This is a genomic window from Paraburkholderia sp. J10-1 (genome assembly GCF_905220165.1).
Lineage (GTDB): Bacteria > Pseudomonadota > Gammaproteobacteria > Burkholderiales > Burkholderiaceae > Paraburkholderia.
This window is the reverse complement of sequence record NZ_CAJMYW010000001.1, coordinates 1,342,590-1,355,673: the sequence shown is the minus strand read 5'-3', so window position 1 is coordinate 1,355,673 and position 13,084 is coordinate 1,342,590. Positions and strand designations below refer to the sequence as shown.

The window sequence follows — 13,084 nt, the reverse complement described above, 5'->3', positions numbered from 1 at the left end:
TCAGCGGCTCACCGCGTCGTTCGCGAAAAAGATGCGCGACTGCGCCCCGGCCGGCACGAGGAACACCGTATAGCGCTGTCCCGCCACGAGCGTGCCCAGACTCAGCGGCTGGCCCACCGGCTGGCCGCCGCACGCCAGTTGCACCGAAAGCGCGACCGGGTTGACCTGGCGGCGCTTGCCCTGCCCCGCGGCCACGCCGTCGAGCAGCACGATGTCGCGGCCAGGCACCTTCAGCGTGGGTGCGGCGCAGCGCGCATCGAGGTTGTAAAAGCCCACCGAGGCTTTGAGCGCGTTGAAGTCGTCCGGTTTTTCGCGCACCGTCACGACCTGCGAGCGCGCGCCTTTCTGCGCGCCGTCGAGCGCCACGATGCTGACGAATTCGCCGGGCTGCACGGTTGCGCTCACATCCTGGTGGGCGCCGCCCGCCGTCAGCGTTCCGGCCACCGGCTTGCCCGCGGCGATCGGGAAAAAGTGGCTGGCCGGGCTCGCGGCATTGAGTGTCAGGCGGGCTTTCGAACCTGCCGAGCTCACGTCCACCGGCTGCGATCCGCCGTCGACGAAACGCACGAACGATGCATCCTCCGCGGGCCCGGTTGGGTACAGCGGGATATCGGCGGCCATGGCCGGTTCAATGACGGACTGCGCGGCCAGCGCGAAGCCGGCCAGCGCGAGGCCGCGAAAAACGAAGCGCAGCGGCTGGAAAAGGACTTTTTTCATTGTTCTTCCACTCTTTCGATGTCGCGAGGCGGCGGCGCCTTACTTGTGCTGCTGCACGGCCGGCAGTTGAACCAGCGCCTTCATGATGTCCGCGCCCCAGTACTTGTAGCCGGTCGTCGTCAAATGCTGACCGTCGACGGTCGCCCATTCGCCCGGCTTCGAAAACGTGAGCGAGTCGATGTACTGGCACGGCGCGACATTGGTGGCGAGAAACGACGAAAGCTGCTTCACGCGCGCAAAGGTCTTCTGGTACTTGCCGCCCTCGGTGCCCCAGGCCGGGCCGACCCAGACGCACGCCGTCTTGCTGGCCGCCAGGTCTTGCGTGAGCGCCGTGACCTGCTGCCACGCCCAGCTCTTGGGAAAGTCGTCCTTGCCGTAACCGCCGATCGTGTCGCCTTCGACGATGATGACGAGGTTGGCCTTGTTCGCGGCGACCAGCTGATCGATCGGCTGGGTCTTCGCGTTGTGATCGACGACGAGCGGCGACTTGCCGTTACGCGTGGCCCCGCCGCAGGTGCCGGGCACCGACTTCACCCAGTCGCCCGGCGCACTGCCGCACACGCCGTAGGTATGCACCTGCGCGCCGGCGGCGATCAGCTGATCCTGCAACGTGTCGATGAGATAACCGGGCTCGCTCAAATGGCTATCGCCAATCATGAGAATGCTGAGACCTGCAAGTACGGAAGCAAGCATGAATCTGTGACTCCTGAAAAACGATCGATCGTCGAATCGATCGGGCTACTGATCGTTGTAATGCGACTGGTAAGGCATGACCGGCATGTCCAGCGACTTCGTTTGCGGTGCGAAGCTAAAGCGCAGATACAGTCCGGCCACCCACTGGCGGTAACTGGACGCGTTGTTGGCCCCCACGGACGCGCCGCCCGTGAGGTGATTGCTGAAGCGGTATTCCGCCGCGGCCAGCAGGTTGTAGCCGATGCCGGTTTTGGACTGCGCCGGATGCACCGCGCCATCGCTCAAGCCTAGCGTCGAAGCCGCCGATTCGGCCGCCGACTGCAGCGTGCCGTCGGTCGGGAAATACGGCGCGCCGGCCTCGTGGTAGTACTGCAGCCCTGCGGACCCTTGCAGCTTGTAGGTCCAGCGGTCCGAGCGCTGCGCCCAGGTGACCGGCACGGTGAACGCATAGAAGCGCTGCGGACTGAAATAGCCGCCGTTGCCGTAGGTGAAGTTGTTTTCGTTGTGGCGGTAGAACTCGCCGCTCAGGTTCATGCCTACGGTCAGCATGGTGTTGGCACTGCGAAGCAGGTACCAGTACGTGCCCGCGCCAACTTCCGCGCCCTCGTTGGACTGGACGTTATGGCCGTCCAGGTACTTCAAGGAACCGTAGCCGTAGAAACCGTAGTCCTGATTGTCGAGGCCGATCGCCCCATGCAGCCCCGTGGCGGTCACGCCGCCCCAGCTCAGGCCCGAGCGCGCATCGGTCGAACCGGCGAACGACGTGATGCTGTCGGTCACGGCCCGGCGCGACACGCCCGCGTTGAACCAGCCGCCGTCTTTCGCGCCGAACGCGCCCCTGAACGACGCGCCGCCGACCACGTTGGTGTACTGGAAACCCAAAGGCGTCGTGCCGATGTCGAACGCCCACTTGCGCGTTTCATAACCAACACCCAGACCCACGCCGTAAGCGCTCTGCGCGCCGGGAGCCGCGACCGTGCCGTCTTTCTGCGCCTGCGCCGCCACCGGCCCGCCGCCGAACTGGCTGCTGCTGTAGACATCGGTGCCGAGCGTGCCGCCTTCGAGCTCGACCGGCGTCACGCGCAACGACAGCTTGCCGTTGCCGACCGGCAGCAAGGCTTCGAGCGGCTGCTGCACGTTCGTCAGTTGCGAGGTCCCGCCGGCGCTGTTGTTCGACGCGACGAACAGGCCGCCGCGAATTTCCGGCGAGCGCTCCGAGCGGATATCGTCGAGTTCGTTGCGCATGTCGTCGAGCGAAATGGCGCCCTCCTGAGGCGCGCTAGTGGCCACGGCGTCCTGCGGCGCCCGCTCGCCGATCGGCGTGCCGGCCACCGTAGGCAGCGCGGACGCGCGCACCGGCGAACGCTCGCCCGCCGCCGTGGACGCCGCGGACGCCGTTGTTGACGCGAGGCCGGGCATCGTTGCCGCATCGTTCGCGAGCGCGCCGTCGGACACGGCGCCTGCGTCGCCCGCGGTGCCTGCGGTGCCTTGTGCCGCGAGCGCATTGGCCGCGCTCCGGCGATTGTCGCGAGCCGCACGGCGGCGGCGATCGTCGTCGTGCACGAAGGGATTGCCCGCCACATGGGCGCCTTGCGCCTGCACGCCGAGCCGCTGTTCCTTCGCGGCAATGGCCCTCACCAGCAGCGACTGCGCCTCGCGCGTCTTGCCCTGCATGACGTAAATGCGCGCGGCGCCCGCCAGCACGTCAGGATCGTTCGGCGCCTTCGCAATGGCCTGTTTCAGGGCTGCGTCCGCCACGCCGCCCTTGCCGGCCTGCACCGCCGTCATCGCCACGCCCAGTTGCAGCCCCGGATTGTCGGGGTCGTTCGCGAGCGCCTTCCGATAGAGCGACAGCGCTTTGCCGTACTGGCCGTCGGCGGCATACATGCGCGCAAGCGCGGCGTTGGCCAGGCTGTCGTTGGGCCGCTTCGCGAGCACCGGCGCGAGCGTGTCGTAAGCCTGCGCAAGATCGCCTTGCTGGCGCTGCTGTTCGGCGAGACGCACGGCGTAGAGATAATTCAGATCGTCGAGCTGGCGGCGCTGGTCCGCGGTCAGCGTCACGGTCTGCAATCCGCGCATCACTTCCTGGGCCTGAACGTTCTGGCCGGTCTTGAGCAGCAGGCCCGCATAGGCCAGTTGCATATCGGGACCGCCGCCCTTCACGCCGCTCCTCGTCGAATCAAGCATCAGCCCGTGCATCAGGGCCATGGCGCGCGGCAGGTTCCCGGCGTCCACCCAGGCCTGGGCGAGCGCGCTCACCCGCGCCGGGTCCTTGCCCGCCGACGCCTCGAGCCGCGCCAGCATGTTGCGCGCGTCGTCGAGATTGCCGTCGCGCGCCAGTTGCGAGGCTTGCGCCGCCACCGCCTGGAAATCGATCTGCTGCGCCGTCGCCACCATGTTCGGCGTGCGCGCGGCAGCGGGGATGCGCGCCATCGTGTCCTGCGCGCGCGTCCAATCGCCCATTTGCATCGCCAGCAGCGCGCTCGCGTAGAGGGCGTCCGGATTGTCCGGGTTCGACGCGAGCAGGCCATCGACGAGTTCGCGCGCCTCGTCGGCATGGCCCTGCCTCAGTTCGAAGCGCGCCAGTTCCAGACGGAGCCACGGATTGTCGGGATCCGCGCGCTGCGCGTCTTCGAGAATGCGGTGCGCCGCGTCCAGATCGCCGCGCTGCTCGGCGGCGTCGGCACGCCCGGAAGCGACTGCCGCGCGCAGACGATCGAGGCCGCCGATGCCGGCCTGCTGCTCGGGCGACATGCCGTCGACCCACTTCTGGGCCTCGTCGGCGCGCCCCGTTGCCGCGAGGATATCGACGAGCCCGCTCACCGCTTCGCGGTTGTTCGGGTGTGCCGCCAGCACCTCCCGGTAGACTTCTTCCGCATGTGCGAGATCGCCCTGCGCCGCATACAGGCGGGCCGATGCGTTGCGCCCGCCCGGTTCGGCCGGGTCCATGCGCAGCGCCTGGTCGAGCTTGCTGCGCGCGGCGGCGTAGTCGCCCACGCTTTGCGCGCCTTCGGCCTGATTCACGAGCAGCCAGTAGCGCGCCGAAGCGAGCGCCTTGTTCCAGTTGGCGCCGGCACCCGGACGCGCGACGGCGCGCGCGAGCAGCGTCTGCGCCTGCGCGAGGTCGCCTTGTTGCATGCGCACCAGACCCAGGCCGCCGAGCGCGTCGGTGTCGTTGGGTTTGTCGCGCAACACGTCGGTGAACGACTGCTCGGCGGTCGTGATGTCGCCCGCCTTGAACGCCGCGAAGCCGCGCGTGAGGCGCGGGTCCATGACCGGCACGGCGGCGGCGCCCGGCGCGCTCGGCGAGAGCAGCTGATGACGGATCTCGTCGTCATCGGGATGCAGCTTCAGATAGTCCTCGAACCACGACCGGTTCTTCGGCGTGGGCGTGACCCAGGTCAGCACGGAGCGCCAGGCTTCCGTGGCCGCGCCGCCGATGTCCGGCCGCACGGCCAGCTTTTCCAGCAACGCGACGCCGGCCGCGCGCTCGCGTTCGTCGCGCACCTGATGCTGGGCCAGCGCCAACAGGGTGTACGGATCGTTGGGCGTTTGCGCGTCCAGGCGCGTCAAGCCCTGAATGGCCGGGTCCACGCCACCCTCCGTATAGCCGAGGAAGGTGTAGTACTCGCGCGCCACGCTGCCTTGCGGCGGCTTGCCGCCCAGGGCCTTGTCGTATTGCGCCATCGCCGCCGCCAGCGCCTTCGGGTCGTTCTGGTTGACCGCGTCCTGCGCCATCTGCCGCGCCTTGGCAAACGTGGACTTGCCGGGCTCCACCGCAAGACGCAAGTCCTGCTCGAGCAGCGGCACGTAGCGGCTGTCGGGCGCCGCGGCGCGCAGTCTCGCCAGATAGTCGTTGGCGACCGAGAACTGCTTCTTGCCGACGGCGATCGACCCCATGCCATACAGGCCTTCGGGCTGCTTCGGGTCGGTCAGCAGCAGTTTCGACCAGGACTGCGCGGCCAGATCGGGCTTGTCATGCGCCTGCCAATAGCGGCCCTGCTCCAGCAGCATTCTGGAACTGGCGTCCTGCGCCCACGCGGGGTGGCTGACCGAGGTGAGCAACAAACCCAGAACACAGGCCTGGCTGCGGCTGACTAACATGAAGGTTTCCTGATTATTGTTGCGCGTGCTGCCCGGCGCGCAGCCGTGCCTCGGCCGCGGCATCGCGCCGTGCCTGACGGCGCCGCAACGTGACGAACCCGAGCGCTGCGAGCAGCACGAGCGCGACAGCACCGAGCGCCCTGAGCAGCGAGGCCAGCGAGAGGCCGAACGAAGCCAGCCACCAGTCGAGGCCGCGCCAGAGGCCGAGATGCCCGACGTAGTAGGTGTGCTCGCCCACGAGCGAATCGACTTGCTGGCCGCGGATCGACACGAGGCTGCCCTGGATGGGCTGCTTGTCGTAGTTCGGCACGCCCAGCAGCGCCGCAACCGCATCCTTGAGGCCCTCGGGCTGATTGCTGACCAGCATGACCACGCTGCGGCCCGTTGCCTTCGGCGACTCGAAACCCGCCAGCACGGCGCTCACGCCAGGCCCTGTCCAGGCGAGCGAGAGGCGGCCAGGCGCCGTGTCGAGACGCGGGTTGGCGTGGAACCATCCGCGCACGCGGCCCGGCAGATCCGAGAGCGAGAACTGCGCGCCGTGGTCATAGGCCGCGGGCATGTACGGCGCCCAGTCCTTGAGCCACGCCTGATCGGCGCCCGTGGCGATCACGAGCAGGTCCTTCGCCGTCGGCATGGCGTCGATCCGCTGACCGCGCAGCACGGTCACGCCGCGCGCCGGATAGCCGGTCGAGTCGCCCATGCGGCCCATCACGGCCAGGTACGTGCTGTATTCCTGCGGCCCCGCATTGGCGCCGAGCACCACATCCGTGTCGGACAGATCGGCCATGCGCGTGAACGGGAAACCCGCCTGCGCGAAGGCGGCCAGATTCGGCATGGCGATGTAGTGCGGATAGGTCGAGAGATCGATCGTCGATTCGGGATCGATCGCGCCGCGCACGTTGTCGATGATGATGTCGCGGCACTCGCCCTGCTTGATGTAGTCGTACATGTAGCGGAACTGCAGCTGCGTGTTCGGCTGCAGGAGCGTCTCGAGCGGCACTTCCAGCTTCGCCTGGCGCGGCAGGCTGCTGTCGGGCAGCACTTCGGCGCGCAGCTTGTCGCCGCCTTCGAGGCGCTCGAGCGGCAGCAGCGGGATCGACTTCATGAACTGGTCGCTGACGCTGAAGAGCAGCGACGAATTGACCATATAGGGCTGCGGCGTGTAGCGGTAATGCAGATCGATCGGCACGTTGGGCGCGTGCCAGCCGAACAGGTCGGGCGGCACGCGCGTGCTGATGCGGATGAGGTCGGGACTGTAGCCCGACACGCTCAACTGTTTAGTGTCGATCAGTTCGCCGAACGACACGGGGCGATCGGTGCGCAGCCAGCGCGGCGCGTCATAGGGCTTGCGCGGCGCGAGATCGGCGAAATGCGTGATGAGCGCGCTCGCGCCCGACAGCGTCTGGCTGCCCGTGACCAGCGCATCGGCCGCCTGCTTGAGTTCCTTGCCGTCGCGGCCCATGACGAGCAGCAGCTTGCCGTTCGCATCGTTCGGGTTGCCGACGATGGCGATGGTCGGGCCCTGCAGCGGTGCGCCCGCGAGCGCCGCCTGCTGCGCGCCCTCGACGATGACGACCGCGTTGCCCTGCGCGGGCACCGTGGAGAGCGACACCGGAAAGTCCGCGCCGCGATAGCTCGCCAACGCGCCGAACCACGACGACACGGCGCCGGCCGCCTCCAGCGCGGCCGCGTCGGGGTTGCCTGCGAACACGACCGGCAGCGTCAGCCGGCGGATGTCCTGGCCGTCGAAGAACGGCTTCGGCAGGCGCGCCAGATCGTTGGCCTGCGCGAGCGGCTGCGTGTCGAGGCTCAGCGTGCTTTCGTTGCTGATGTTGGCCCACAGGCTCGAATGCAACGGGTCTTCGCACTGCGTGGTGTAGTGGCCGATCAGTTGCAGACGCAACTTGCTGTTCGAGGTGAACAGATACGCCGGCAGCGTGATCGTGCGCTGCAGGCTGGTGCCGGCCGTGTCCTTCGGCACCGCGATCGAAGCCGCCACCTGGTCGTTCACGAGCACGTTGATGTGCGAGACATCGGGCAGCAGCGCCGGTGAATACGCATAGCGCAGGTTAAGGCGCGCGCCGCTCACGACCCGATCGTCGCGCACGCCGACCGGCAGCGTATTGCTGCCGTCGACACCGCGCAGGTTGAGCGCGTATTGCGCACCCAGTTGCCGCAACGACCAGGTCACGGTCGACGCCGCCGACGACGATGGCGTTGCCGCTGCTGCCACGGTTGCCGCGGCGGGCTGCGTCTGTGCGTTGCTTGCGGCATTGCCGCCTGCCGCGGCCTGGGCGTGCGCGGCCGAGGCGAAGACGCAGCCGAGCAGCAACGCCGGCTGAACAGTCATGCAACGCGCGAGGCGTGCCCGGGAGATAGCAGGCCGTCTTTTAAACATGAGAACCTCGTCGTCCTTCTTCACGTTGCGATGTCTGGGGGATGTCCAGGTTCAGGCGGCTCAGGGCGCGCCGATGCAGCAGCACGCCGCCGAGCAGACCGATGAGCACGACGCTCACGAGCGTCGACACGAGCAGCAGCACGATGTGGCTCGCGAAGAACCACTCCACAGCGAGCCGGAACGGCAAGGACCCGATGAAATAGCTCTGATCCTTGTTCAGCGTGGTGAGGATGCCGTCGTTCACGACCACGAGGCTGCCGCCGATCGTGTCGTCGACGCGGTAATGGCGCGTTTGCAGCGCGTCCACGACCGCACTGAGCCCGCGCGGCGTATTGCCCGATACGAGCACCACGCTGCGGCCGTGCGCCAGCGGCGACTCGAACCCGGCCACCATGCCGTCGTCGTCGTCGCTGCGATAGAGCGCGGCAATATCGGCTTCGCGTCTGGCCTGCGCCTGGCCGCCGGTCAGCTTGTCCCACCACCTGGCGAACCCGTTGCCCGGCGTCGCGTCCGGTGCGAAGAACCCGCGCGGCAACTCGGCGCGCCAGGTCGTGAGCAAGGGCTGGTTGTCGCCCGAAGCCAGCACGAGCAGATCCTTGTTGCGCAGCGTTTGAACCTGCGACGCATTGCCTACTGTCACGCCCAGCACCGGATAACCGGTGGCCTGCCCCATGCTGCCCATCAGCGTCAGATACGCGCCGTAGTCGTCCGCGACCGGCTGTGCCGGCAGGATCACAGCGGTTTCGGACAGATCGGCGAGGCGCGTGAACGGAAAGCCCGCGTTGGTGAAAGCACCCAGGTCGGGCATGGCCGTGTAACGCGGCAACTGCGAAATGTCGATCGTCGAAGTCGGATCGATGGCGCTCAGCAGCGGGCCGCCGGGCACGTCTTGCCAATGGTCCTTCGTCTTGACGGCTTCGTAGCGGTAGTCGAATTGCAGCGTCGTCAACGGCGGCAGCAAATACGTAGGAATACGAATCACGGCATGGCCGTCCGACGCGTCGCCAGGCAGCGGCAAGGCTGCGAGCGGCGTATTGCCCGCCAGCACGTGCAGCTCCGAATGCCGGGACTCCGGGCGCGCCGTATAGCGATAGCGCAGATTCAGCACCGCACCAGCGTTGTTGAAACCGAACAGGCCCGGCGGCAGACGCAGGTCCACATCGATCGCGCCGGGGCGCAAGCCCTGGATCGTGAAACGGTCCGCCGGCAGCAGCTCGCCCAGTTCCACCGGGCGGTCGCCCGGCAGCCAGTTCGGTGCGTCGAACGGCTTGCGCGGTAACGCGTCAACCGGGCCATCGATGCGGACCTGCGGGCCGGCCAGCGTCTTCGCGCCGAGCACCAGTGCCATCGCCGCCGTGCGCAGTTGCGGCTCGTCGCGGCCCGTGACGAGCAGCAATTTGCCGTTGGGGTCGTTGGGGTTGGACACGATCGCGAGCGCCGGACCGCTCGGGCCGTCCAGCGCAGCCGGGGCCAGGCCGAGGCCCGGCAACTCGTCGCGCAGCGCCAGCACGACGGCATGGCCATGCGCGGGCAGCGCGCCGAGACTCGCGGAAAAGTGCGAGCCGCGATAACCCGCCTGCGCGCCCAGCCACGAGGCGACGATCCCCGCAGATTCGAGGCGGCCGGTTCCCGGCGTGCGCGGCATCACGATGGGCAGGCTCAGCCTGCGAACGTCGCGCACGTCGAAGAACGGCGCGGGCAGTTGCGACAGATCGCTAGCGAGCGCTGCGGGCGCGACGGTCAGTTCGAGCGCGCTCTGCGGGCCGGCCTTCAGCCACAAGTCGGGGCTCAGCGGATCATTGCCCTGATCGCTGGCCTTGCTGTGCGCAATCAACTCGAGGTTCAGATGGTTGAACTCGGCGAGCAGCGACACCGGCAGGTCCACCGTCACTTGCGTCGACGTGCGCGGCGCAGGTTCGGGCAGTGCAAGCGTCGCCCCTACCACGCTGTTGACCAGCACATTGAGGTGCGAGAGCGTGGGGAGCAGCGTAGGCGAATAGCGATAGTCGAGCACGAGCCGCGCGCTGAGCACGCGCTCGTCGCGGCGCAAACCGAAGTCCATCCCGCCATACGCGTCCTCGCCGAGCAAGGTCAGCCCCTGCGCCGCGTTTTGCCGTAGTAGCGGAATGCGATAGGTATAGGTGTTGGCCGAGTCGGCGGCGGCTGGCTGCCCGGCCTCGGGCGAAGCCGGCGCCGCGGACGCGGCCTGCGAAGCGAACGCAGGCGCCGCTACGGCGGGCACGGTGGGCGCGGCGGGCAAACTCGCGGCCAGCGCAACGTTGGCGCCGAACGCGAGACCGGCGAGCACCGAAGCCCACCGCGGCGCCAACCGGCGCGTGCACGCGAGCGCGCGCAAAGGCAACAAATAGGCGTGGCTCACGATTGCTTCGATCCCAACTCGCTCGCCTGCGCCTCGGCCGAACGTGCGAAACGCTCGCGTCCGCCCATCAACAGATGGCGGGCCAACTCCTTCAGCCCGCGCATGCCGACGCCGAGCACCTCGAACAGGCTGCGCAGCGGCCGGTCGCGGCGATAGCGGCCCCAGGAGCCAATCCAGCTGTCGGCGCGCGAGAACGTCACGCGCATCAGGTCGCGTTCCTGATCGATCGTCAGGGCCGGGAAACTCACGCCCACGGTGCGGCCGCGGCACACCTGGACCTCGGCGGGGAACTTGCCCTCGTAGTCGTCGCGAAACACCGAGACCACGACGCGCTCGCCGCGTTGCGGCAGTGGGGCGTCCTCGGGCAGCACCAGTCCCAGGCCGCCTTGCGAATAGTCGCTGGTCTGGCACGTGACGCGACACCCGTTGGCGAGCTGCAGCGCGGCGGGCAACTCGATCTGCACGCGCGGCGTGAGGCGCAGCTGTTTCGACTCGGCCGCCACGCCTGCCGCCGCGCTCAGGTTCATGACGTTGTAGGTCACCCAGACCAGATTGAACAAAATACTCATCGCCTCGGGCCAGCCGGGGCTGCGGATCAAACCCGCCACACCCACCGCGAACCCGGCGAGGTTGATGAGCAGCAAGACGATATAGGGCCGCGCCATCGCCCAATCCAGGAAGGACTGCCGGATCACGCCGCCCTTGGAGGTCACGTTGAAGCCGCGGCTGCCGGGACGCAGCACGGCCTGGAGCGCGGGCAGCATCACATACCACGCGAGCACCGTTTCGTAGACTTCGCTCCAGAACGAATGGCGAAAGCGTCCTTGAATGCGCGAAGCGCCGATGCTCGAAATCACGAGATGCGGGACGACGTAGGCCAGCACCATGAGCGCCGACGCATGAAAGACATGCGCGCCGAAGAACAGAAAGGCCATGGGCGTGATCAGAAACACGATGCGCGGCAGGCCGAAGAAGAAGTGCATCATCGCGCTCAGGTAGCACAGCCGCTGCGGAATCGTCAGCCCCGAGATCAAGAGCGGATTGAACTGGCGGAAGATTTCCGCCATGCCGCGCGCCCAGCGAATGCGTTGGCCGATGTGCCGGCCCAGGCTCTCGGTGGCGAGACCCGCCGCCTGCGGAATGGCGAGGTAGCCCGTGTTGTAGCCCTTCATGCTCATCTTGAGCGCGGTCAGCGCGTCTTCCGTGACGCTTTCGGTCGCCACGCCGCCGACCTCCTGGAGCGCGGAGCGTCGCAGCACCGCGCAGGAACCGCAGAAAAACGCGGCGTTCCAGAGATCGTTGCCGTTTTGCAGCACGCCATAGAACAGGTCGCCCTCGTTGGGCACCTTCCGGTAGGTCTCGAGATTGCGCTCGAACGGATCGGGCGAATAGAACACGTGCGGCGTCTGCACCATCGCCATCTTCGGATCTTTCAGGAACCAGCCCATGCAGACCTGCAGAAACGAGCGCGTGGTGACGTGGTCGCAGTCGAACACGGCGATGAACTCGCCGCTCGTCTTCGGCAGCGCCGCGTTGAGGTTGCCCGCTTTGGCATGCGCGTTGTCGGGCCGCGTCAGATAATCCACGCCGGCCTGTTCGCAGAATGCGCGGAATTCGTCACGACGGCCGTCGTCGAGCAGGTAGACGCGCAACTTGTCGGCCGGCCAGTCGAGCAGCGTCGCGGCCAGCACCGACTGCCGCACCACTTCGAGCGGTTCGTTGTAGGTGGGGATATACACGTCCACCGTGGGCCACGTCGAGGTATCGGCGGGCAGCGGCGCAGGCCGTCGATGCAGCGGCCAGAGCGTCTGGAAGTAGCTGCACAACAGCATGAGCACCGCGTAGCCTTCGGCCAGCAGCAGCAGATAACCGAAGGTCCTGTCCAGCGAGTTGGTGAAGGACAGCGTCTGCGTTACGCGCCAGTACAGGTAGCGCAACGAGATGAACACCGACAACGCCACCAGCGACACCGTGAGCACACGGCCGCGAATGCGGCTCAGCGCAAGCGCCACGCCCATGCAAAGGATGGCGAACACCCACTGCTTCGACAGCGCGAGGTGCACCGTCATGGCGGACGTGAACAGCAGCACGGCCGCCAGCGTTACGAGCACGCGCGACCAGCGCGACGCGAGCAGCGACGCCCCCACTTCCAGCAGTGTGTCGTCCCAGTCTCCCGCATCGTCGCTTTGTCCCGCACCGGCGGGTGGTCGTTGCGGCTGCATCGATTTGCGTTTGAAGATCATGGCGCCCCGCGTGCTGCGACATCGGCGCGAGGCTCATTGCGTTCCATGAGGCGCGCAAACACACTGCTCAGCGCGGCAGACTGCTGCGCGGCGACGACAGGCTCGGGCGTAAGTTGAACGACAGGCTGCTCGGGTTCTACCTGATCAACCGGGGGAGGTTCTGAAGCGGCAGCGGAAATGGTGCACGCGACCGGCTGCGGCGGCTGGGGCGCGTCGGGTAACGTATCGGGCGTGGCGGCCGTTTCGCGCTTATCGACCGTCTCGACCGTGTCGGCCGTATCGACCGTCTCGGCCGTATCGGCCGTATCGAGCGTGGCGATCGCAGCGGGAGCCTCGGCCGAATCGGTGGCGGCGTCCTGCAACGCCATTGGCGCGGGCGCGACGGTATCCGGCTCCGCCGCGTTCAGCGTGGACCAGCGCCCACGCAGACCTTGCATCTGCTCCGCCCTTTCCACTTCCTGATACTGAAAAGGGCTTGCGTCCACTACCTCGAAAAGATTCGCAATGTCCGATGCACTGCTCATGCCCCGACCCCGTAGTATTCGTTGT

At 67.5% G+C, this 13,084-nt stretch carries 7 protein-coding genes; all 7 read right to left on the bottom strand.

What is annotated here, in order from left to right; all coding sequences use genetic code 11:
• From U5A65_RS05905 to bcsR, 7 genes are read right to left on the bottom strand one after another with little or no spacing between them, the layout of a single operon-like run.
• Positions 1 to 717, bottom strand: a complete 717-nt coding sequence (locus tag U5A65_RS05905) for a cell division protein FtsQ (protein WP_321935915.1) — start codon at positions 715 to 717, stop codon at positions 1 to 3.
• 39 nt (positions 718 to 756) lie between these two features.
• Positions 757 to 1,410, bottom strand: coding sequence for an SGNH/GDSL hydrolase family protein (locus tag U5A65_RS05900; RefSeq protein WP_321945741.1), 654 nt, complete (start codon positions 1,408 to 1,410; stop codon positions 757 to 759).
• Positions 1,411 to 1,455: 45 nt separating this feature from the next.
• Positions 1,456 to 5,514 carry a cellulose biosynthesis protein BcsC gene (locus tag U5A65_RS05895; protein WP_321945740.1) on the bottom strand — a complete coding sequence of 1,353 codons (4,059 nt, stop codon included), beginning with the start codon at positions 5,512 to 5,514 and terminating at the stop codon, positions 1,456 to 1,458.
• A 13-nt stretch (positions 5,515 to 5,527) separates the two neighbouring features.
• Positions 5,528 to 7,864 carry a cellulose biosynthesis cyclic di-GMP-binding regulatory protein BcsB gene (gene bcsB, locus U5A65_RS05890; protein ID WP_321945739.1) on the bottom strand — a complete coding sequence of 779 codons (2,337 nt, stop codon included), beginning with the start codon at positions 7,862 to 7,864 and terminating at the stop codon, positions 5,528 to 5,530.
• A gap of 40 nt (positions 7,865 to 7,904) precedes the next feature.
• Complete coding sequence (gene bcsB, locus U5A65_RS05885; protein ID WP_321945738.1) at positions 7,905 to 10,292, bottom strand: cellulose biosynthesis cyclic di-GMP-binding regulatory protein BcsB; 2,388 nt, start codon at positions 10,290 to 10,292, stop codon at positions 7,905 to 7,907.
• Positions 10,289 to 12,535, bottom strand: a complete 2,247-nt coding sequence (gene bcsA / locus U5A65_RS05880) for a UDP-forming cellulose synthase catalytic subunit (RefSeq protein ID WP_321911094.1) — start codon at positions 12,533 to 12,535, stop codon at positions 10,289 to 10,291. Before bcsA ends, bcsB (U5A65_RS05885) begins: the two co-directional genes overlap by 4 nt.
• Complete coding sequence (bcsR, locus tag U5A65_RS05875; protein WP_321945737.1) at positions 12,532 to 13,059, bottom strand: BcsR/BcsP family cellulose biosynthesis protein; 528 nt, start codon at positions 13,057 to 13,059, stop codon at positions 12,532 to 12,534. Before bcsR ends, bcsA begins: the two co-directional genes overlap by 4 nt.
• Between the last annotated feature and the right edge of the window lie 25 nt (positions 13,060 to 13,084).